The organism is Bacillus sp. EB600, assembly GCF_024494385.1.
In the GTDB taxonomy this organism is placed as follows: Bacteria; Bacillota; Bacilli; order Bacillales; family Cytobacillaceae; genus JAEVLT01.
Genome location: NZ_JAEVLT010000006.1, coordinates 117,819 through 140,981 on the forward strand (window position 1 = coordinate 117,819; position 23,163 = coordinate 140,981).

22 protein-coding genes are annotated in these 23,163 nt (G+C 37.4%); 20 read left to right on the top strand and 2 right to left on the bottom strand.

What is annotated here, in order from left to right; all coding sequences use genetic code 11:
• The first annotated feature begins 299 nt into the window (after positions 1-299).
• The 11 genes from JN080_RS09015 to JN080_RS09065 all read left to right on the top strand — a co-directional run bounded on the left by JN080_RS09015 (position 300) and on the right by JN080_RS09065 (position 12,345).
• On the top strand, positions 300-1,550 hold the full coding sequence (locus JN080_RS09015; RefSeq protein WP_256235627.1) for a cation:dicarboxylate symporter family transporter: 1,251 nt from the start codon (positions 300-302) through the stop codon (positions 1,548-1,550).
• A gap of 182 nt (positions 1,551-1,732) precedes the next feature.
• Positions 1,733-2,959, top strand: a complete 1,227-nt coding sequence (locus JN080_RS09020) for a Glu/Leu/Phe/Val family dehydrogenase (protein WP_375141624.1) — start codon at positions 1,733-1,735, stop codon at positions 2,957-2,959.
• Positions 2,960-3,456: 497 nt separating this feature from the next.
• Positions 3,457-4,935: a sensor histidine kinase gene (locus JN080_RS09025; RefSeq protein WP_256235629.1), complete on the top strand. Its 1,479-nt coding sequence runs from the start codon at positions 3,457-3,459 to the stop codon at positions 4,933-4,935.
• Positions 4,913-5,599 carry a response regulator transcription factor gene (locus JN080_RS09030; protein WP_256235630.1) on the top strand — a complete coding sequence of 229 codons (687 nt, stop codon included), beginning with the start codon at positions 4,913-4,915 and terminating at the stop codon, positions 5,597-5,599. The genes JN080_RS09025 and JN080_RS09030 overlap by 23 nt, the downstream gene beginning before the upstream one ends.
• Before the next feature lie 47 nt (positions 5,600-5,646).
• Positions 5,647-6,246 (top strand): undecaprenyl phosphate transporter UptA, encoded by a 600-nt coding sequence (gene uptA / locus JN080_RS09035; protein ID WP_256235631.1) that lies wholly within the window; start codon positions 5,647-5,649, stop codon positions 6,244-6,246.
• A gap of 28 nt (positions 6,247-6,274) precedes the next feature.
• Positions 6,275-6,874 (top strand): undecaprenyl-diphosphatase, encoded by a 600-nt coding sequence (locus JN080_RS09040; protein WP_256235632.1) that lies wholly within the window; start codon positions 6,275-6,277, stop codon positions 6,872-6,874.
• 45 nt (positions 6,875-6,919) lie between these two features.
• A complete protein-coding gene (locus JN080_RS09045) occupies positions 6,920-8,083 on the top strand; it encodes an MGDG synthase family glycosyltransferase (RefSeq protein ID WP_256235633.1) in 1,164 nt (387 codons plus the stop codon).
• Positions 8,084-8,137: 54 nt separating this feature from the next.
• A complete protein-coding gene (locus JN080_RS09050; protein ID WP_256235634.1) occupies positions 8,138-8,851 on the top strand; it encodes a polysaccharide deacetylase family protein in 714 nt (237 codons plus the stop codon).
• A complete protein-coding gene (locus JN080_RS09055) occupies positions 8,848-10,530 on the top strand; it encodes a DUF6044 family protein (protein ID WP_256235635.1) in 1,683 nt (560 codons plus the stop codon). The genes JN080_RS09050 and JN080_RS09055 overlap by 4 nt, the downstream gene beginning before the upstream one ends.
• 23 nt (positions 10,531-10,553) lie before the next feature.
• Positions 10,554-11,546 carry a glycosyltransferase family 2 protein gene (locus tag JN080_RS09060; protein ID WP_256235636.1) on the top strand — a complete coding sequence of 331 codons (993 nt, stop codon included), beginning with the start codon at positions 10,554-10,556 and terminating at the stop codon, positions 11,544-11,546.
• Between the two features lie 136 nt (positions 11,547-11,682).
• A complete protein-coding gene (locus tag JN080_RS09065) occupies positions 11,683-12,345 on the top strand; it encodes a phosphatase PAP2 family protein (protein ID WP_256235637.1) in 663 nt (220 codons plus the stop codon).
• Between the two features lie 279 nt (positions 12,346-12,624).
• On the opposite strand, the gene JN080_RS09070 is transcribed toward JN080_RS09065, so the two are convergent.
• On the bottom strand, positions 12,625-12,918 hold the full coding sequence (locus tag JN080_RS09070; protein ID WP_256235638.1) for a hypothetical protein: 294 nt from the start codon (positions 12,916-12,918) through the stop codon (positions 12,625-12,627).
• Between the two features lie 507 nt (positions 12,919-13,425).
• On the opposite strand from JN080_RS09070, the gene JN080_RS09075 reads away from it, so the two are divergent.
• The 7 genes from JN080_RS09075 (at position 13,426) to JN080_RS09105 (ending at position 19,793) form a co-directional block, all read left to right on the top strand.
• Entirely contained in the window at positions 13,426-13,815 is a 390-nt protein-coding gene (locus tag JN080_RS09075) for an iron chaperone (protein WP_256235639.1), read from the top strand.
• A 66-nt stretch (positions 13,816-13,881) separates the two neighbouring features.
• Positions 13,882-14,544: a DUF429 domain-containing protein gene (locus JN080_RS09080; protein WP_256235640.1), complete on the top strand. Its 663-nt coding sequence runs from the start codon at positions 13,882-13,884 to the stop codon at positions 14,542-14,544.
• 184 nt (positions 14,545-14,728) lie between these two features.
• Entirely contained in the window at positions 14,729-16,279 is a 1,551-nt protein-coding gene (locus JN080_RS09085; RefSeq protein ID WP_256235641.1) for a spore germination protein, read from the top strand.
• 7 nt (positions 16,280-16,286) lie between these two features.
• Positions 16,287-17,396 (top strand): GerAB/ArcD/ProY family transporter, encoded by a 1,110-nt coding sequence (locus JN080_RS09090; RefSeq protein WP_256235642.1) that lies wholly within the window; start codon positions 16,287-16,289, stop codon positions 17,394-17,396.
• The gene (locus JN080_RS09095; RefSeq protein WP_256235643.1) at positions 17,371-18,618 is read left to right on the top strand and encodes a Ger(x)C family spore germination protein; all 1,248 of its coding nucleotides are present in this window, start codon (positions 17,371-17,373) and stop codon (positions 18,616-18,618) included. The genes JN080_RS09090 and JN080_RS09095 overlap by 26 nt, the downstream gene beginning before the upstream one ends.
• A 1-nt stretch (position 18,619) precedes the next feature.
• Positions 18,620-18,766 carry a hypothetical protein gene (locus JN080_RS09100; protein WP_256235644.1) on the top strand — a complete coding sequence of 49 codons (147 nt, stop codon included), beginning with the start codon at positions 18,620-18,622 and terminating at the stop codon, positions 18,764-18,766.
• 25 nt (positions 18,767-18,791) lie between these two features.
• Positions 18,792-19,793 carry a DUF3231 family protein gene (locus JN080_RS09105; protein ID WP_256235645.1) on the top strand — a complete coding sequence of 334 codons (1,002 nt, stop codon included), beginning with the start codon at positions 18,792-18,794 and terminating at the stop codon, positions 19,791-19,793.
• A gap of 31 nt (positions 19,794-19,824) precedes the next feature.
• Here JN080_RS09105 and JN080_RS09110 read toward each other — a convergent pair whose 3' ends face one another.
• Complete coding sequence (locus tag JN080_RS09110; protein ID WP_256235646.1) at positions 19,825-20,535, bottom strand: GNAT family N-acetyltransferase; 711 nt, start codon at positions 20,533-20,535, stop codon at positions 19,825-19,827.
• Positions 20,536-20,895: 360 nt separating this feature from the next.
• Here JN080_RS09110 and JN080_RS09115 point away from each other — a divergent pair, with 360 nt between their 5' ends.
• Entirely contained in the window at positions 20,896-21,891 is a 996-nt protein-coding gene (locus JN080_RS09115; RefSeq protein ID WP_256235647.1) for a Gfo/Idh/MocA family protein, read from the top strand.
• 73 nt (positions 21,892-21,964) lie between these two features.
• On the top strand, positions 21,965-23,083 hold the full coding sequence (locus JN080_RS09120; RefSeq protein ID WP_256235648.1) for a Gfo/Idh/MocA family protein: 1,119 nt from the start codon (positions 21,965-21,967) through the stop codon (positions 23,081-23,083).
• The last annotated feature ends 80 nt before the right edge of the window (positions 23,084-23,163 follow it).

The following is a 23,163-nucleotide window of genomic DNA, read 5'->3' on the forward strand; positions in this document are numbered from 1 at the left end:
GAAGCACTTTTAGCTTTGATTTTCGAGTCTAACATGTGTAATGAAATCATTCATTTGGAATTGAATCACCTTTAGGACGCTGTGCAAGATTTCGCATGATATGCGTGAGTGTAAGAGGGGGATGCATTGAAATTGTTTTTATCTAAATTTTTTTCAGGTGAATAGACATGATATTATATTTTGATAGTTTTTGATTCTTGATTTTATTATATTAATTTACTTATAAGCAAAGGTTATCCCTCAACTAGAGCAGCATCTCATCATGGTTCCTTTACTGCTTATAGATGGGAGAGAAACGAGTGAAAAAAATTAGTTTAGCTTGGCAAATTTTTATTGGCTTACTACTTGGTATTATTGTAGGTGCGGTCTTTTATGGAAACCCGCATGTTGAGCAATTCCTGCAGCCGTTAGGAAATATATTTCTAAGATTAATTAAAATGATTGTCGTGCCGATTGTTATATCATGCTTAGTAGTTGGAGTAGCAGGGGCAGGAGATATGAAGTCTTTAGGGAAACTCGGCGGAAAAACACTTATTTATTTTGAGATTATTACAACGATCGCCATCGTTGTTGGACTTCTTACGGCGAATATTTTTCACCCAGGAACTGGCGTGGATCGTTCTCAACTAGTTAAATCTGATATTAGCTCATATATAACCACTGAAAAAACAACAGTAGCACATTCCAAGGTTGATACGTTTGTAAATATTGTACCTACCAACGTAGTTCAGGCCTTTGCAAATGGGGATATGCTGGCCATTATATTCTTCTCAGTTATGTTTGGACTTGGTGTTGCTGCGATTGGAGAAAAAGGCAAGCCGATCATCCAATTTTTCAGGGGAACAGCCGATGCAATGTTCTATGTAACAAATCAGATCATGAAGATTGCCCCGATAGGTGTCTTTGGGTTAATAGGTGTTACGGTTTCAAAATTTGGTTTAGCCTCTTTAATTCCGCTTGGAAAACTTGTAATTGTTGTATATGGTGCAATGATATTCTTTATTATAGTCGTTATGGGAATTGTTGCAAAAATTGCTGGATATAACATTTTTAAATTATTAGGTTACCTTAAAGATGAATTAATTTTAGGTTATTCAACAGCCAGTTCAGAAACAGTACTTCCAAGGATTATGGAGAAAATGGAAAGAATCGGCTGTCCAAAGGCGATTACCTCCTTTGTCATTCCGACTGGTTATTCCTTTAATCTTGATGGATCAACTCTTTATCAGGCGATTGCAGCCTTATTTATTGCTCAAATGTATGGCATTCATTTAAGTATAGGCCACCAAATTACATTGGTGCTTATCTTGATGATCACTTCCAAAGGTATTGCAGGAGTCCCTGGTGTTTCGATTGTCGTTCTTCTTTCCACATTAGGAAGTGTGGGTATTCCAGTTGAAGGTCTAGCATTTATTTTAGGTGTTGATCGTATTCTTGATATGGCACGTACATGTGTGAATGTTGTTGGAAACTCTTTAGCGGCCATTGTTATTTCAAAATGGGAAGGTCATAAGCTGAAGGAACATGCTGTAGAACAAGAAGTTGCTTAGTGATTATAGGTAGTGATTATGGGGACGGTTCTTTTGTCCTTATGAATACAATCAAAAGAACCGTCCCCGTGTTTACCTGTGTTTATAATAAACAAACTAGTAGGGGTGTCGAAAAAATGGCAGTAAATACTGTATTAAAAGAGATTACAAAACAGCAAAAAGAGGAGCAAGAAACATTAAGTATGCTTCATTCTACGCAAACGGTCATTCATGAAGCATTAAAAAAATTAGGCTATAGTGACGAAATGTTCGAATTGTTAAAGGAACCATTACGGTCATTAAAGGTCCGTTTTCCAGTAAGAATGGATGACGGTTCGGTTAAAGTGTTTACAGGCTATCGCTCACAGCATAATGATTCGGTTGGCCCGACAAAAGGCGGCGTTCGCTTTCATCCTGAAGTAGATCAAAATGAGGTAAACTCCTTGGCTATTTGGATGAGCTTAAAGTGCGGGATTACCAACCTTCCGTTTGGTGGCGGCAAAGGCGGTATTATTTGTGATCCACGCCAAATGTCATTAAGAGAACTAGAAAAATTAAGTAGGGGCTATGTACGGGCGATTAGTCAAATCGTTGGCCCAAATAAAGATATCCCGGCACCTGACGTCTATACGAACTCGCAAATTATGGCTTGGATGATGGATGAATACAGCCGTTTACGCGAATACGATTCACCAGGATTTATTACTGGTAAACCAATTGTTTTAGGCGGTTCTCAAGGCCGTGAAACTGCAACTGCCCGTGGTGTCGCAATCGTTATTGAGGAAGCAGCCAAGAAAAAAGGAATCGAATTGCAAGGGGCACGCGTGGTGATTCAAGGATTTGGAAATGCAGGCAGCTATCTGGCCAAATTCATGCATGATGCAGGGGCAAAGGTTGTCGGCGTTTCCGATGTTTATGGGGCGATTGCTGATCCAGACGGACTTGATATCGACTATTTACTCGACCGAAGAGACAGTTTTGGAACATTCTCTAAGCTATTTACAAATACGATTACGAACAAAGAACTATTCGAGCTTGACTGTGATATTCTTGTACCTGCTGCCATTTCTAGTCAAATTACAGCTGATAATGCAGCCGATATTAAGGCATCGATTGTGGTAGAAGCTGCAAATGGGCCAACAACTTTGGAAGCAACAAAGATATTAACTGATCGTGGAGTATTCCTTGTTCCAGACATACTGTCAAATGCAGGCGGCGTAACGGTTTCCTATTTTGAGTGGGTACAAAATAATCAGGGATACTATTGGACTGAAGAAGAAGTGGATCAAAAACTCAAAAAGATCATGGTCGATTCCTTTGAAAATGTAATTCGAGTAGCACAGACACATAAAGTGGATATGCGTTTAGCTGCATATATGGTTGGAATCAGAAAATTAGCAGAAGCTTCAAGCTTCAGAGGCTGGGTATAAATGAAATCTTTGCCCTTTTTGCTGATGTGAAAAATCAACTATCAATGATGATTGTATCATAGCAGAGGAATTTGATTGAGATAAAACGTTTAATCCAGTTTTTTTAAAAAAAGTACCCTTTCCGGTTCATCGGGAAGGGTACTTTTTTGGTTATGACCTGCCAGTATAATTCCAACCGAGATTAAGGCTACAACTACACCACGTATCAGGGATAATTCTTCTCAAAAAAAAATCGCCTATTACAACGTTTAATCAAACAAATTAATAAATATTTAAGAATTCATTAATAGTATTTTTAGTTTGTTTGTTTATGCTTATCAGATAAGACTGTTTTATATGAAGGACATATGGGTATAAACACACTGGATTAACAGCGGCTTTACTCCTGTCATCTTTGGCCGAATGGTCTATCTGTTATCCTTTTGTGCATTATTCTTTACACTGGGTTACTATAAGTTTTGTCTGAAAGAATTTTAATAAAGAAAGCAGTGGAGTAGATGTCAATACGTCTTAGACTGGTCATATCCTATCTTGCAATGGTGTTTATTCCTATTTTTTTCGTATGCATTTCAGTACTCTTAGTTGCATTGCTGTATAGAGGGGATATGAAAGCACTTAAAAACATCTATCTTCCGCCTGCACATCACCAGCATTTATCGGAAAAAGATCAGTTATATGTTGAACTGCATCAGCAAACACTGAAAAATTCCAATCTATTTTCCGATCCGTCTTATTTAAAAAAAATTGACCATCAATTAGAACATTCTGATACAACTAGGCTACTAGTTAGGAAAGGAAACGACATCACTTATCGCTCAAGCTCGTTACAGTGGGTGAGGGCAAAGGATCTTCCTTCGTTTGGATTATTAGATGAAGCCGATCCGTTAGTAGAGATAGATGAACAATTTGTATCCATTAAAAAGATTGATTTCTTGTTTCCAGATAATAAGGAAGGGACCCTGTTTTTTGTCACCGATACTAGCAGCCTCGCCAAATTTGTTCATTACTCCTTTCCTGTCTTGTTTGGGGGCTTGATTCTTATTTTGGTGGTTACGAATGGATTGTTAACTTATTTTGTATCAAAAAGCATCATTCGCCCAATTCGAAAATTACAATTAGCAGCCAAGCAAATTAAGGAAGGCAATCTCAATGTTCCGATTAAACCGATGTCAAAAGATGAACTCGGCCAGCTTGCCCAAGGGTTTGAAGAAATGCGATTTCGTTTAAAGGAATCGATTGAAATGCAGCAAGCATATGAAGAAAATCGCAAAGAGTTAATCGCCAATATCTCTCATGATTTAAAAACGCCGATCACCACCATTAAGGGTTATGTCGAAGGTATACAGGACGGGGTGGCGAATAGTCCTGAAAAGATGAACCGTTATATTGAGACCATTCATAAAAAGTCTATCGATTTAGATCATATGATTGATGAGCTTTTCCTTTATTCGAAACTTGATTTACAACGGCTGCCATTTCATTTTGAATCAATTTACTTTGACCATTACCTTCAGGATTTTGTGGAAGAGCTTCGATTTGATGTAGTTGGAAAGAATGTTGATGTCAGCTTGGAAATGGAGGAAGGCGGAGACTATTTGATTATCGGTGACCGTGAGCATCTAAAACGGGTGATTATCAATATAGTTGGAAATTCACTAAAGTATAACGATAAACCGAACAAAAAGCTTTCCTTTCATCTCGAATCTTTTACTACTCATATACTTTTTAAATTGGAAGACAATGGTCCAGGTATTGCAGCGGAAAGTCTTCCCTTTATCTTTGACCGCTTTTACCGTGCGGATTTAGCACGGGGGACTGAAAAAGGCGGGAGTGGGCTGGGATTGTCAATTGCGAAGAGAATCATTGAAGAGCATCATGGCGCCATTTGGGCTGAAAGCAAAAAAGGCCAAGGGACAACGATCTTGTTTTCCTTAAAGAAAGCTGGTGATAATAGTGAAAAAGATATTAATCATTGAGGATGATAAAAGCATTGCTGAACTGGAGCGAGATTATTTAGAAATAAACGGGTTTTCAGTTGAGATTGCATTGACAGGAGACATAGGTTTAAACAAAGCGTTAAAGGAAGAGGTTGATTTAGTGCTGCTCGACCTCATGCTTCCAGGTTTAGATGGCTTCCAAATTTGCAAGGCAATCCGAACCGAAAAAGTCATCCCGATCCTGATGATTTCTGCAAAAAAAGAAGATATTGATAAGATTCGAGGTTTAGGCTTAGGTGCAGATGATTACATTGTCAAGCCGTTCAGCCCGAGTGAACTCGTTGCTAGAGTAAAGGCGCACCTTGCAAGATATGACCGTTTAATTGGCAAGGAAGTACAAAACGATGGAATTATGATAAGAGGTTTACAGATTGATAAGGCATCGAGACGGGTATATGTTAACAACCATGAAGTCAGCTTAACAGCAAAGGAGTTTGATGTGTTGATGTTTTTAGCTCTTCACCCGAATCGTGTTTTTAGCAAAGAGGAATTGTTTGAACGGCTATGGGGGTTCGATTCATTGGGTGATATTTCGACGGTAACCGTCCACATCCGTAAAATTCGCGAAAAAATTGAAACGGATTCCTCAAACCCGCAATACATTGAAACGGTTTGGGGTGCAGGATACCGCTTTAAAGAGTAGGAACACAAACCATTTTCTACTAATAATTGTTTAAGGAAGGTTAACATATGTCACAGTTTATTCAGTCTATCTTTGAGATACTATCGAGCCTTGGCTATTTAGGAATCGCGCTTGGATTGATGGTGGAAATCATTCCTAGTGAAATTGTGTTAGCTTATGGGGGCTACTTAATTTCGCTGGGGAAGATTTCGTTTATCGGTGCCTTGGTGGCCGGTCTCATTGGCGGTCTTATTGCCCAATGGTTTTTATACTGGCTTGGAAGGTATGGGGGCAGACCAATATTAAATAAATACGGTAAATACATTTTTCTTCGCCCCTCTCACATTGATATTGCCCAACAATGGTTTAACAGATACGGAACTGGCGTTATCTTTACCGCAAGATTCATACCTGTTGTCAGACATGCCATTTCGATCCCAGCAGGAATTGCAAAGATGTCCTTTTCAAAATTTTCTCTTTATACGGGTCTAGCCATTATTCCGTGGTCTTGTTTATTTCTTTATCTTGGCATAAAGCTAGGGTCGAATTGGGAACAAATTAACCAAGCGGCTAAGCCGTTTGTTACGCCAGCTATTATTGTTGCCATCGTCGTGACTCTTGGGTACCTGCTTATTAAATGGAAAAAGAAAAAAAGTAAAGCAATCTAGAAGGAACAAAACATTTTGGAGGTTCATTATGTTATCACATTTTGATTATTTAGCGTTTCAAGGTATCAATCATCTCGCTATTACTGAAAAGTTTTTAAATCCATTGATGGTTTTAATGGCTGAGAAAGCAGAGTATGTATTTTTTATTGGGATTCTATTATACTGGTTTTTTCAAAAATCACAGAATCGGAGAATGGTGGTCGAAGCGTGTTTAGCAGCTTGCATTGCCTTAGCTATTAACGTTTTAATCGGGATGCTATTTTACCGGGATCGGCCGTTTGTGGTCCACCATGTCAATTGGTTGATTCCGCACGCCAAAAATGCATCGTTTCCTAGTGATCATGCAACTGCAGCCTTTGTGATTGCAACCGTGATTTGGATTTGGAGAAAACGCGACGGCTGGATTTGGCTAGTATTAGCTGGCATGATTTCCGTATCCCGCGTTTGGACTGGGGTTCACTATCCATCCGATGTAATTGCCGGAATGATTATTGGAGCAGGTACAGCATTTATAGTTCATACCTATTCGAAAAAACTAAAGGTATTGGATAGAGTTGTGTTCTGGATTATCAATTGCTATGAAAAAATTGAAAAAAGTCTAATTAAACGAAACAATGTCCAAAGGTAAAGATCAGTCTGAAGTTTACAAACTCATGGGAGGGGTGAATGCAGCATGTTTGAGAGTGATAAGGATAAAATTCTGATACTTTCAGCCACATTTGGAGATGGTCATAAGCAAGTAGCTAAAGCAATCAGCGAGGCAGTAGATTTTTGCACCCCGGATTTGGAACCTATTACTTTAGATGTTATGCAATGGCTGCATCCCTATTTATATCCAGTGAGCAATTATTTTTACAAGAAGGTTATTAAAAAATTTCCGCAGGTGTATGGCTATTTTTATCAAAAAACAAAAGAAAGAAGCTCCTTTTCAGATAAACTGGATACCCTATTTTCGTCCGGAATGGGTACAATGCTGGAGATTATCCAAATGTTAAATCCAAAAGTCGTGGTAAGCACCTACCCATTTGCTGCACGCATCATCTCCAAGTTAAAAGAACAGGGGTTAATTGATCTGCCGATTGTGACGATTATTACGGATTACACGAATCATTCCTATTGGCTCCATCCCTTTACGGATCTATATGTAGTCGGCTCAGAACAAGTAAAGAATAGATTGATAGCTTCAGGGGTAGAAAGTTATAAAATTAAATGTACAGGAATTCCTATTATGCAAAAATTTGTTCACACGCAGCCAAGAGAAATGCTTGCATTAAAATATGGTTTAAACCCTAACCAATTCACGATTCTCGTGATGGGCGGGGGAGATGGTTTTATTGGAAAAGGGATTTCTACCATTCTTGCTTTTGAAAAACTGCCTGTGCCGATTCAATTTATCATTATTTGTGGCCGAAATAAGAAATTGCAAAAACGATTAGCAGCTGAACTGCCAAGTTCTAAGCATAAAGTTCTGCTTATGGGCTACAGTGACAACGTAAATGAGTTAATGGCCCTATCGGACCTTTTGATTTCCAAACCGGGAGGGGTCACTATTTCCGAGGCAATGGCCATGGAACTGCCGTTGTTAATTTATAATCCGCTTCCTGGACAAGAGGAAGAAAATGCTGATTATCTGGTAAACTTAGGCCTTGGGATTCTGGCAGAAAATGAAAAGGATTTAATTGATAAAATTCATTCGATTATGAAGGATTCTTTCCGATTAGTTTCGATTAAGCAAAAGACCAAGCTGTTTCAAACAAAGACCTCTTCCATCGATGCACTTGATGTGATCATTCAAACTGCTTACCATGGAAGAGGGCAATATCAAGTCAATGGCTGATAAAAATCCCTGACACCCTTAATGATCCTGATTATGAAGGTAAGTGAATATGACGTGTTTGTAAAGATTTCATTAATTATTGCTATTTTACTTGTCATCTATCTTTTTCTTCCGTATCTTTTAACAGCGGGGCTAGGAATAGGGGTTTTAAAACGAAATGACCATTCCGAAAAAATCGCCTTTACCTTTGATGACGGACCCAATCCCATTTATACACCACAGCTGCTGGACTTATTAAAAAGTTATCATATAAAAGCTACTTTTTTTGTACTGGGCTCCAAAGCAGAAAAATATCCTGAGTTAATTGCTAGAATTCACGAAGAAGGGCATTTAATTGGGATGCATAATTATGTACACAGGTCCAATTGGGGGATGTCTCCTTGGGCCATTCGGTGTCAATTGAATAAAACTGCTGCTATAATTGAAGGCATTACAGGAATAAGACCTAATTATTATCGTCCTCCATGGGGATTACTAAATTTATTTGATTTATTGTTAATGAAAAAATATCGAATAGTTCACTGGTCGGTAATGGCAGAAGATTGGCGCAGTAGAGGCGGCAGTGAAAAGGTAAAAATGAGACTGCTAAAAAACATAAAAAAAGGTGATGTGATTCTGCTGCACGATTGTGGAGAAACATGGGGAGCAGATGAGGATGCACCGATAAATACGATCAATGCCTTAAAAATGGTGCTGAAAGAAGTAACGAACCGCGGGCTAACATGTGTTCGAATCGATGAAATCGAAACAGAGAGTGGAGACAAATGATTAGATTTTTTAAAAATTCAAGCCTTGAGCAAAAACATGTCTTCATCGCATTCTTTCTATTAATTCTTTATGTTTCGCCCCTTTTTATTTTAGGTGAGAATGCCCATATAAGAATTCACGATAACTTGGATTCAAACATTGCCTGGTATAAGGTTCTTAAAAATAGCGATCAATTATTTGGAGATATCAATGCTGTTATTCCCCAAATCATCAATGGCTTGCCACGAAATGCCTTTGGTACTGAATTCAGCGGCATCCAGTGGCTGTATCAGCTGTTTCCAACCATGACTGCCTATGCCCTTAGTCAAACGGTTACAAGAGTTTTTGCCTTTATTGGCATGTATCTATTAGTAAAAAAACACTTTGTCCGATCAGTCGATGCCTACCAAATCCGTGTCTGGGTGTCCCTAGCATTTGCCCTCACTCCTTTTTGGCCCTCAGGTATGCTCAGTACACTCGGGATGCCCCTTGCCTTATGGGCGTTTTTAAATATTAGAGAAGGAAAACATACCTGGAAGGAATGGGTCACTTTATTTTTGCTTCCTTTTTATTCAAGCTTTGTGCTAGGATTTTGCTTCTTTTTATTCTTTATGGGGCTACTGTGGCTTCGAGACTGGGTTGTAAAACGAAAAGTGAATGGGGTATTCTTTGGCAGTATTGCGTTTATGACCATCTTGTATATGGCCATTGAGTACCGGTTGGTCTTATCATTGGTCATTCCTAGTGCACCGACAAACCGAAATGAATTTGTGGAATCTGTCCTAAGTTTTTGGCCTACCATTAGTCTGGTGTTTAAAAACTATTTTTACGGTCATACCCATGTTCTGACACTACACACCCTGGTCATTGTTCCTTTTTCGTTTCTAGTTGTTTGGATGATTAGGAATAAAGAAAAAGATGCAATCGAAAAAAGATATCTTTATTTGTTCATACTTAATTTTGTTTTATCTGTCTGGTATGCTTTCTGGTTTTATAAAGGCTGGCAGCCATTAAAGGACCATGTATCTTTGCTTAAGACCTTTAATTTTTCCAGATTCCATTTCTTGAGGCCTTTAATTATTTATCTGATGTTTGCTGTCGGCGCAGCGATCCTCTGGAAAAAGAGCAGTGGATGGAAGAATTTCGTGAAATTGTGTTTACTTGTGCAACTAATCGTCGTATTTGCGGCAAATGATGAAATTGTTTATCATGGGAGACCAACCGTAAAGCAATTTTATGCAACAACACAATTTAACGAAATTACGAATTATATCGGGAAGCCAAAAAACAGTTATCGAGTAGCAAGCATTGGGATTCATCCTGCTATCGCCCAGTATAACGGTTTCTATACGCTGGATACGTATAATAATTTCTATCCTTTAAGCTATAAACATGAGTTTAGAAAGATTATTGGAAATGAGTTAGACAAAAGCCCTGCCTTGAAATCATATTTTGATCAATGGGGGGGAAGGTGCTATCTTTTTGTCGCTCAATTAGGAAAGCATTATGAGTTCAAAAAGAATTCAAAGGTAAAGATAAAGGACTTGCAGCTTAATACAAGAGTTTTCAAAAACATGGGGGGCCAATATATCCTTTCAGCAGTTCCAATTCTCAATGCTTCAGAAAATAGATTGGTATTTAAAAAAGCATTTAGCCAAAGCGATTCTGCTTGGAAAATATACCTTTACGAAGTAAACTAATATGGTTAAAGGAGTCTTTCCAAATGGATAAACCAATGTTAACGATCGTCGTTCCATGTTTTAATGAAGAAGAAGTGCTAAAAGATACTTTTTCCCAATTATCAGCGATGTTAGAGAATTTACTAGTCGAATTACTAATCTCTGAGAAAAGTAAACTATTGTTTGTAGATGATGGCAGTAAAGATTCGACATGGAAATTGATTGAGAATGAAAGTGAGAAAAACCACTTAGTTACGGGCGTCAAGCTTTCAAGAAATACAGGGCATCAAAATGCACTTCTTGCTGGGCTGGAAACAGCCACAACGCAATCCGACTGTGTTATTACTATAGATGCTGATTTACAGGATGATATCAATGCCATTCCGGCTTTTGTTGAAAAGTTCTTGGAAGGATATGATATTGTATATGGTGTTCGGGATAAACGGGAAACTGATACTTTTTTTAAGAGAAATTCTGCACTATTATTTTATCGTGTAATGGCCAAGCTGGGCATAAATTTGATCCCCAATCACGCGGATTTTCGCTTAATGAGCGGACGAGCAATTGAAGAGTTGTTAAAATTTAAAGAAACCAATTTATTTCTGCGCGGTCTTGTACCTTTAATTGGTTTTAATTCAACCAAAGTATACTATAACCGAAAAGACCGTATGGCTGGTGAATCAAAATATCCGCTTAAGAAAATGCTGGCTTTTGCTTTTGATGGAATTACATCCTTTAGTATAGCACCGGTTCGCTTTGTGACATTTCTTGGTTTTTTGGCGATGGGAATCAGCGCCATCGCAGGGGGATATGCCCTTATTCAAGATATATTGGGTCATACCGAATCAGGGTGGACTTCGTTAATCCTATCCATTTGGTTTGTTGGCGGGTTGCAATTGCTGGGGATTGGATTAATTGGAGAATATATCGGTAAAATTTATCATGAGGTTAAGAGAAGGCCTAGGTATGCCATCGAAAAAGACTTATTCACCTTTTCGGTGCGAGAGCAGGATCCTCAGGAAACCGTTTTGAAATAAGAGCCCAATATGAAACATTTATCCTATGATTTTTGGGAAAAATATCACAGTATGGGCGCTTAAGTCGAGTTTTTTATTATGAAAACCTTTATTGTATAAATTCAATTTAAATCCAAAAAAATGAGGTTGATGATTTATGAAATTAAACTCATATCTTGTCACTGCATTTGTCATTAGTGTTGTTTGTGTGATTGGTTTTAGCCTGATTTCCCTATTAGTCAGTGACAATAAAATCATCCACTTTGACAGCAGTGTCATTGCAGCCATTCAAGGGTTGGAGTCACCAAGCATAACTAGTGTAATGAAATTTTTTACTACTATTGGTTCTACGCCTGTGGTGATTGTACTTAGTCTTTTTTTATTAATTTTCCTTTACAAAGTCTTACACCATCGTATTGAACTCATTTTATTTTTAGCTGCGATTATTGGTTCAGTTATTCTAAATAGTCTGTTGAAGAATTTATTTCACAGGATGCGTCCCAATTTGCACCGCTTAATTGAAATAACGGGTTATAGTTTTCCGAGCGGTCACGCGATGACTGCCTTTACCATTTATGGAATTATAGCCTATTTGCTTTGGAGGCATATTTCAAGTAAGGGGGGAAGAAGTCTGCTTATCCTTTTTAGCGCTTTTATGATTCTGATGATCGGTATCAGCCGCATCTATTTGGGTGTCCATTATCCAAGTGATATTATTGGCGGTTATCTAGCAAGCGGCTTTTGGCTCTCCACTCTGATTTGGTTTTTCCAATTTTACCAAGACAAGCGTAATAAAATGAGATATAAGCTGGCAGAGTGACTGAGATAGATCTGCCTATATATAAATTCATTACCGACGTCATTCGCCATTGAAAAACTTTCCTGCAAGCCCCCTGCTGGGAAAACCCATGCACAAAACCCTTTCCCATGGGTTTTCCATGACAAATATAGTATTCTTTTTTTGCATACCCAATAAACGATCGAGAAATCATTTTTTTGGATACTATTTTCTTGTTTTGCTTTCTCTTATGTGCTAAGTTCCATCACCACCTTTTGTGGCAAATCACAAAAAGTGGTTTTTGTATAAAAAAAAGAAGCATTATAGCTTCCAAGTAGGAAAGTCAGTATCTTTTTGCTTCTCATAATTTTTCATTCTAGAGTATGAGTTAGCTAATTTAGACACTATGAACCCTTGTGGACTTGGGGATTCGAACTGGCCGTTTAATTCTTGAATTTTGATTTTTGCAAACATACTTGCAACCTGAGCTAAATTTTCAATTGTATCCATTAATTCAGGGTTATCATTGTAATGTCCTTTAGCTATGGAGTAAATGTAATCAAGTTTATTTCCAATTAATTTAAGTGTTTCAATATCGAACTGTTCATTTTGCATTAGTCTCCACTCCCCATTAATAAAGCATATGGAGTTAATGGTAATGAAGAACTAAATAGGTAAAATAAAAAACAAATGAACAGTACAAAGAAAATGCATAATTACTTGTTCAAATTAATGGAGAGAAAACAAAAAAGCATTGGCTCCACCTTCGCCAAATACCATGACAGCCACGCGTGCTGTCCCCACTTACTATAGATTAACGCTATAATATTAATAAATTGAGTCATAAATGTTATGGACATGTAAACTTTTAGTAAGGAATCAATTATATCAGCATTATTTTAAGTATGAAATGCTAGACAATTTTAGAGCGTAAAACCACTTTCTTCAAAGAACCTAAGTATGATCTTCGTGGTTGCGCACTAGAACATGAAAAGATGGGGAAATCGATCAAAGACATAATTCCTGATTTATTTATAAAATGAACTAATAGGGGATTTAGATAGTTATACACCTTAGCTAAGAACATACCACCACTAAAATAGCTTAAGAAAGGAGATATCCATGGAAGGAAACAAAATTACATATAAAACAATCGATGAATATATTTTACAATTTCCTCCTGAGGTTCAAAAAATACTTGAAAAGGTAAGAGAAACGATTAAAGAGTCTGCACCAGACGCAGAGGAAAAGATTAGTTATCAAATGCCTGCTTTTGCATTACACGGCAATCTGGTGTATTTTGCTGCTTTTAAAAAGCATATCGGATTTTACCCAACGTCTAGTGGTATTACTGCATTTAAGCACGAATTGTCGGAATATAAAGGTGGAAAAGGGACAATCCAATTTCCTTTAGGAAAACCGATTCCTTACGAATTAATAAGCAAGATCGTTAAATTTAGAGTTGCTGAAAATGTAAAAAAGGCAGAAGACCAATTGAAAAAGAGGAAATAAATCCATTAAAGCCGTGGTATTGAATAAATCTAATATTCTAGGTAACCAAAAAGGATGTATGGTGTTATGAAAGTTATCGGAATTGATCTATCTGGTCCTGCCAATCACAAGGATACGGCTATGAGTGTTTTTCAATTAAAGAATGATCACCTCGTCTTTGAAAACATAATTGTAGATGCAAGTGATGAAATGCTGATTTCGGCCATTACCTCAGCAGCTTCAAAGGAGGATGTAGTGATCGGAATTGATGCACCGTTGTCGTACCAAGATGGCGGAGGGGATAGACCTCAAGATAAAAGCATTCGTCAGTTTATTAAAGGTCATGGACTTTCAGGCAGTTCCATTATGCCACCAACATTAACAAAAATGGTTTATTTAACACTTCGTGGAATCGCATTAACACGGAGAATAATGAGCATGAATCTGTTGGGTAAAATACATCTTGTTGAAGTGCATCCAGGTGCTGCAATTGGTACTCGTATTGGAAACGAAGATGGATTATTTCATGCACTACATTACAAAAAAGAAGTAGAGTCAAGAAAAGAAATTTTTAAGTGGTTTCAAACAATTGGATTTTCAGGTCTTCCAGATGAGATTCTCCTTAGCTCTCATCAAATTGATGCATGTGCTGCAGCTTTGGCAGCATGGCATTGGGCAGATCCAACAAAACAACCACTATGGCATTGGAAAACAATCTCTCCTGAGCATCCTTTTGAATTTTGTTGTTAACACTTTTTTTAGGCAGTCATTTTACACTAAGTTCTTTCTTCATAGAAATTCTTACTGGAATTTAAGGGACGGTTCTTTTGCTTCTATTAATTGGAGAAGCGAAAGAACCGTCCCTTTGATTTTTTTCCATGCATACATAAAGACACCTAAATTTGGAAAACTATTGGAAAACTGGGGGTGGTTCATGATGAAAAAAACAAAGATCATAAAATCGCTGTCCAAGTTACTCAATTCGGAACCACAATTCAAAGAAAAGTCCAATGCACAGGTAGTGGACTTAAAAGAGCAAGATATTACCAGCAATTATGATCAAAATTTAGAGATCTTTAAGTCCATTTTTAGTATTCCTAAAAATATGGATGTCAAGGTACGTGAGTTTGCCATAGGTTCACGAAATTGTCGTGCATTTATGTTGTTCATAAGTACAATGGTAAACATACAGAATATTCAAGAAGGCATTATGGAAAAACTAGTTGGATATGAGCACTCTTTAGGAAAGATTCAAGATATTGTCTCATACCCAGTTGAAAAGACATCCACCAAAATTGGAGAGATTGTCCAGTACCTTACTTGTGGCATGACGGCACTTTTTGTAGAAGGTGATGCTCAATGCTATTTATTTGAAACGACTCAAGTTCGGGGTCGTTCGATTGAAAAATCAGATAATGAAGTGATTATTAAAGGAGCAAAAGAAGCTTTTAACGAAAAAGTGATTGATAATATAGCCTTGGTCCGTAAAAAGATTAAAAATGAAAATCTTATTGTTGAGTTCTTTGTTCTTACGAAACGATCTAGAAACGATGTTTTTCTTGTTTATGAAAAAGACCTGGTGAATGATGACTTGCTTCAAGCGATAAAAGATAGGTTGAAAGCTTCGTCTGAAACTGATAATATTCTCGATTTAAGTATGTTAGAGCAATATCTGGAGGAACGGCCCAGATCACTTTTTCCAACGCTCTTAAATACCGAACGTCCTGACCGGGCGGCCTCCTTCATTGAAGAAGGTCACGTTGTGTTATTAATGGAAAATTCACCCAGCTGCCTGATTATGCCTACGACCTTCTGGTCATTATTCCATTCTCCGGAAGACCATTACCTGCGTACGCCATATGGAAATTTCATTAGGATTTTGCGAATAATTTCTTTATTTATTGCCATGTTTGCATCCTGTTCATATATTGCGATTACAAATTATCATGTGGGGATGATTCCACCTGATTTGTTGATGGCGGTTGCGGGGACAAGGGAACGTGTCCCTTTTCCTTCCATCATTGAAATCTTAATGATGGAATTGGCTTTTGAACTTATTCGCGAAGCCGGATTACGTGTGCCATCCCCGATTGGCCCGACGATCGGGATTGTTGGGGCCTTAATTTTAGGTCAAGCTGCGGTTCAAGCCAATATTATTAGTCCGATTGTCATCATTGTTATCGCCTTAAGCGGATTGAGCTCATTTATTATCAGTGATGTCAGCATGAACTTTGCTATTCGGATGAGCCGCTTCTTGTTTGTTTTTGCGGCAGGCTTTATGGGTGTTTATGGGGTTACTGCATTATTTACTGTGTCCCTCTTTTATTTAGTCTCATTAAAATCATTTGGCACTCCTTATTTTGCACCTATGACACCGCATTTTTTTTCGTCAAAGGACTTACTTATCCGCCACGTTCCTGTAAAAGAAAGGTTTCGTCCAGGATATTTAAAACCAAAGGATATGGTCAAACAAAGAAAGGGATAAACATCATATGAAGCAGCAGCCTGGAAAACTTGGTATCCGTGAATATGTGTCCATCGCGATTTTAATGGTTGGTTCAAAAGGAACTGAAGATACACCAAACACTATATATAGTCAGGTACAAAATGCAGCATGGATGATCCCAATCGTATCTGCCGGTCTCGTTTTTATACCGCTCTTTTTATTATTAAAGACGATGTCGTTGTTTCAGGATAAAAGTGGGTTCTCTGTTATTCAAAATCTATTTGGAAAATACATCGGTTTTTTTGTTTGCCTGCTTTTGTTTGGCATTAATTCCTATGCCATTTCGTTCGATTCTAGAACATATACGAATATTATTAGGTCGCTTTATTTTACAACGACGCCTACTTTAGTCATCTATGCCATCTTAATGTCCGTTTGTGCATACGGTGCAAAAAAAGGAATTCAGCATGTCGGATCGGTTTCCTATCTTATTGTTTACTATGTTATCCTCTCCTTGATCATTGCGTTATTACTAGGTGCTCAAGATAGCACGCTTCAATCAATTTTTCCGATTTGGGGCCCTGGAAAATTTGAAATATTGAAGCAAAGTACAAAAAGCACAACGATTTTTGCTGATTTTTTTCTGTTCACCATGCTCATTCCCTACATCACATCAAACAAAGACTTTCGAAAAGGAACATGGATTGCTTTTGTTTCCGTAACCATCTCACTAAGTGCTTCTATGCTCCTTTACATCTCTATGTTTGACGTATCTTTAGAAACAATTGGATATCCATTTCACACAGTCATACGTTATATTTCACTCGGAAGTTATCTTCCAAATGTCGAGATTTTCTTTTTTGTTATCTGGATTATGGGGGCATTTATTCGTTTTTCAGCGTTTTTGTACATAAATGCGATGATGTTCGGTCATCTATTTAAAATTAAAGACTTTGAATACTTGATCCCATCACTGGCAGTGATTTATTTAATGATTGGAAGCATTCCGGAAACGCCACTTGAAGTTACTTTAGAATTTAAACGGTTTATGGGGAATATAGGAGGACTTACGTTTAGTGCCATTGCGATTATTCTATGGTTAACTGCACTGTTAAAAGGAGAATTTAAGCATGCAAAAAACAAAAACAGTATGTAAAATATTGGTGCTCCTCATCATGGCTTGCTTCTTATCAGGCTGTTGGGATCGTAAAGAACTTGAAGGGAATGCGTATGTCATCGGATTGGGCCTTGATCATTCCAAACAAAAAGGAAAAATCACAGTAACGATGCTAATTGCCAATCCCGAAGTTGGCAGTATGCAAGGCGGTGGCGGTTCAACAGAAAAGCCCAGGGAAATTATCTCGTTTGATGCAAATGATATCATTGCCGCTAAAGCCACGGCCAATGCGGTTATCTCCCGTGATATTAATTATGAATTATTAAAGATCATTGTTGTTTCTGAAGAATATGCAAAAAATCCCAATTTTACCAGATCCATTACCGATGTCTTAAAAGATAAAGAAATTCGCCTGAGTACTTTTTTAGCAGTATCCAAAGAAAACGCTAGCGAGTATTTTAAACAAAACCGTCCAAAAATGGAAACAAGGCCGCATAAATATTTCCAATATATGGTGGATCATGGAATTGAAAATGGGCTCATACCTGATTCTTCGCTCTTTCGTTATTTTAAAACGATGAATAGGGGGACAGACCTTTTTTTGGCGATGTATACAACAGCACAGCCGGTAAAAAAGCCTAAAATTAAAGGGGAAGATGAATATATGGCAGGTCAATTGGATGTAAAAGGCGAGCTTGATGATACACAATTTCTTGGCTCAGCAGTCTTTAAAAATGGCGTGATGATTGATATATTAAATGGTCAAGATACACGCACTGTCAATATTCTCGATGATACAACCGACATTAAAGATATTTTGATCGATATACCAAATCCTTTTCAGAAGAACCAGAAACAATATGCTGTCAGGGTCATGAAAACTGAAAATAATAAAGTGAAGATGAACTTAAAGGGTGCCAGACCAAAGATTTATATCACATTACCATTACAGTTTCAAATTATGTCAAACCCATCAATGGTCAACTTCGCAGATGATAAAAACAAACAACTGATAAAAAAACAAATAGCCAAACATATGAAAACAGTTAATTATGAACTATTTAAAAAAACACAATCTCAATTAAAAGGAGTACCATTTCCTTTATCCCTGTATGCCCGGAAATATTTTGGAACGATTCAAGAATATAAAAAGTTTAATTGGGGAAAATCGTATCTTAGAGCAGACATTATTGTAAAACCAGATATTAGCATAGTTGATTATGGTAAACAAACAAAAAAACCTGCAAAGGTGGGGAGTTAGGTTGAATAAATTTTTCTTCGTTGTATTGTTTATCATTATCGCATATACCTTTGGCTTCTCCGTTTCCTTATGGAAGAATAAACAAAAAATAGGTGCAGTGGCTGTTTTTATCCTTATCCTGACGATGATTGTACTTCCGTTTTTTTAATACTTATACATTGGAGGCAATAATTTTGAACACGAACAATGGCAGATTGACCTCAACAGAAATTACAAATTTACTGACACAATTCGAGCAGGAAACGATGTCCGTTTGTATTGGCAAATATGTATTAGCAACGGTAAAAGATCCTCAAATTCGTTCTGTCTTCCAATTTTCATTGGAAGTATCTGAAAAGCATTTGAAAAAAATGAAGGAATTTTTCAGTAAAGAAAATTTCCCTGTACCAAATGGTTTTACAGAAAAGGATGTAAACCTAGAGGCTCCTCCGTTATTTACAGATATCTTTTGGTTAGAATATCTACACACTTTACTCCATATTGGATTATCTGGATATAGCATTTCCCTTAGTGTCTCAGTACGTAGAGATATTCGAGATTATTATTATCAATGCAATATTGATGCGATGGAAATATACAACCAAACAATTGATCTTCTTTTAGCTAAAGGCCTTTATGATCCACCCCCTTATTTCTCTGTACCCAAAAAGTCGGAATACATAACAAGCTTAGGATATACGTTAGATGTGCTTGGCAAAAAAAGACCAATTAATTCAGCGGAAGCTGGACATATTTATATTAATTTAACAATGACCCGTTTAGCAAAGGGGATCTGTCTTGGATTTTATCAAGTAACAAAAAATAAAGAAGTTCGTCAATATTTGGAAAAGGTTTTACATACAATAAATAAAAATTTTGAAATTTTTTCTTCAATATTACATGAAGAAAATCTTCATGTTCCACCACTTTTGGATACAGAAGTTACAAATTCCACTGTCGCACCTTTCTCGGATAAACTGATAATGCTCAAAGTGGGATTTCTATTGGGTGCATCACTTTCATATTATGGTACTGCTTTGGTTGCAAGTTTGAGAGTTGACTTAATAGGGCATTGCGAGGCAGCCATTCTAAGAGGATTAAAACTTTTACCAAATTGGGGAACCATTATCATTAATAATGGATGGCTGGAAAAATTGCCAGATGCCGATGACCGTAAAAAACTACCAAATAATTGAGATCTTTTTCTATATCTAAAATAAAGTGGGACTAATTCATATCATCCAAAATGTGATCGCCTATAGATGTTACAGCTTTTATTAAGATGATCTCTCTATTTTTTACATCTGAATGGATATAGTTAAAAGTTGAGGAAATAGCTTCTGCAAGTTGGCTTTTTTTCAATAATTCACTATTTCGTGAAGGTTTATAATAAAGATACATCGGAAATCCGCCTTCGTTTGTAGGGAGTTCATACTGTATAGCTAACTTTTTCGCTCCCAGTCTTTCATAAAAGTTTATTCTTCTTTTTTGATTGTCAGGTTCTAGTCCTGCACGTTCTTCGGGAATTTCAACTTCGATAAAAATACCTGAAATGTCTCTCTGATAGGATTCGGCAATTTTAGTAAATAAAAGTGTCCCATACCCAGAATTTCGAAATCTTTTCACAATCGCTATATAATCAAGCCAGATTGCGTTTAGATGATCAATCTGATAAATAAATGCATATCCGATAATCCCATCAAATATCTGATGTTTTGCTAATAAAAGCTTGTAATTCTTTTTCATTATGAGCATTTCTAGTTGAGCATAATCTTTTAATTCACCGGCAGCAAAGTCCTCTTTAAGCATGGCATATACCTTGTTTAAATCCTTTAGGTTACCTTCGATAATTTCAATATCAATACCATTACCTTTATTTGTATCATTTTCTTGAAAAGAATCTTTATCAAATACTATAGCTCCTTCAACATTACGCAAAGTTCGTCCACCCTCATGTTGTATAAATTACTTGCTTTATTAATTTACTCTACTTTTATAATTTATTCTATTATAAAAATTGGATGAATACTGGGGGGAATTACATATTCTGATATTATCAAAAAAACGGTTGGAAAAGGAAGAGAACTCAAGATGTATACATTCAAAAAGCATCTCTCAATGAATAGCAGAAACCTATCAAAAAGGCAGGGGTAAGGACGTTTTAACGTTGTTTGACAAGTGTAAATTAAAACATTAAAATTACCTCGAATTAAATATATTATAATTTAAGAAGTTCTTCGAAAAGAAACGCTTCCATAAAAAAGCTTAATAATTGATTGTCACAAGGAGGTTAGTGCTATGAAATTTGAGAAAGTTCGTTGGGGCATTATTGGATGTGGTGATGTAACGGAAGTGAAAAGTGGGCCAGCCTTCCAAAAAATCGAAAACTCAGAGTTAGTTGCCGTTATGCGGAGAACTGGAGAACTTGCGAAAGACTATGCGGAACGGCACAATGTTTCAAAATGGTATGATGATGCCGCTGCGCTTATTAAAGACCCTAATATTGACGCCATTTATATTGCAACACCTCCAAGTTCACATAAAGAATATACAATCAAAGCGGCAAAGGCGGGAAAAATTGTTTATGTAGAAAAGCCAATGGCAAAGAATTTCACTGAATGCCAAGAAATGATCGCTGCTTGCAAGGAAGCTGGAGTTCCATTATATGTTGCTTACTACCGCAGGGCACTGCCACGATTTGTTAAAATAAAAGAGCTGTTGGAAAATAAAACGATTGGAGACATTCGATTCGTCTCAACAACACAGTATCAAAAAGCTTCGGAAGACGTGAAGGATTCTCGGAGTCTCCCGTGGCGAGTGCAACCCGAGTTAGCCGGGGGGGGGCTGTTTTTTGATTTAGCAAGCCATACGCTTGACCTGTTAGATTTTTTGCTTGGGCCCATTCAGGCTCTGCAAGGTTTTGCATCTAATCAAGCAGGCTATTATCGTGCGGAAGATATTGTTACAGGTACATATCTATTTCAATCTGGAATCCACGGTGTTGGTAATTGGTGTTTTTCTGCTTTTGAAAATATCGATGTAAATGAAATCGTTGGCAGCCTTGGGAAAATCACCTTTTCAACTTTTGGAAATGAGCCAATTGTTTTGATGACGGCTAACGGAACAGAGCAATGGAGTTTTGAGCCGCCACAGCACGTTCATCAACCCCTTGTGGAAACGATTGTGGCTGATTTAACGAGAGATAGCGGCCAGTGCCCGAGTACCGGAGAGACCGGTGCAAGAACGAACTGGGTCATGGGTGAGATGGTGAAGGATTATTATTTCACAGATTGATGATTTACTTAAAAGCCGGAGTGATATAAAGAAAACCACACGAAAAAAATATTAGATAATGAGGGACGTAAAGATGAATGTAATTAAAGTGGGTGTAATTGGGATAGGAAATATGGGTAAATCACATGCCCTTCAGATAGATAAGGGACTTATTGATGGAGCCGTGTTAACAGCAGTTTGTGGTCGGGAAGCTCAACTCGAATGGATGAAAAATCATATGACAGATAGAGTCCAGTGCTATGTGGATGAAGAAGCCTTCTTTAATGAATCGGGTATTGAAGCGGTCATTATTGCTACACCACATTACAGTCACCCGGAATTAGCAAAAAAAGCATTTGCAAAAGGAATGCACGTTCTTCTTGAAAAACCGGCTGGAGTGTATACGAAAGATGTAACAGAAATGAATAAGGCAGCTGCTTCGAGTGGGAAAATATTTGCCATGATGTTTAACCAACGTACAAACCCTTTATATCAAAAATTACGTCAACTCATTCAATCAGGTGAACTCGGTGAGATCAAACGGACAAATTGGATTGTTACAGATTGGTACCGTTCACAAAGTTATTATGATTCAAGTAAATGGCGAGCAACATGGAAAGGTGAAGGAGGCGGTGTATTATTAAACCAAGCCCCCCACCAATTAGACTTATGGCAATGGACGACTGGTTTAGTGCCAAAACGTGTCCATGCCTTCTGTCATTATGGTAAATATCACGATATAGAAGTCGAAGATGATGTCACTGCATATGTTGAATATGAGAATGGAGCGACAGGTGTGTTCATTACCTCAACGGGTGAGGCGCCTGGGACAAATCGTTTTGAAATCGCAGGGGATCGTGGGAAAATGGTGATTGAAAATAATACTCTTACCTTTTTCCGCTTAACACAACCCGAACGAGAATTTAATGAATCCTATACTGGTGGTTTTGGGGAGCCGGAATGCTGGAAAATAGATATTCCTGTGGATGGACAGAACCGGGGGCACTTAGGGATTATTCAAAATTGGATTGATACGATTTTGAAGGGTACTCCGTTGCTATCACCAGGTGAAGAAGGGGTACAAGGTGTACAATTAGCTAATGCTATTTACTTATCTTCTTGGTTAAATCAAACCATTGAATTGCCAATTAATGCTGATCTTTACTTAGAAAAATTACAAGAAAAAATCAATCAATCAACATTTCAAAACTAAGGTATCCTTGAATAAGAAAGCACTTTTTCTGAATTGTATATAGACATACGAAAGTGACACTAATGGAATACGAGCCTGTC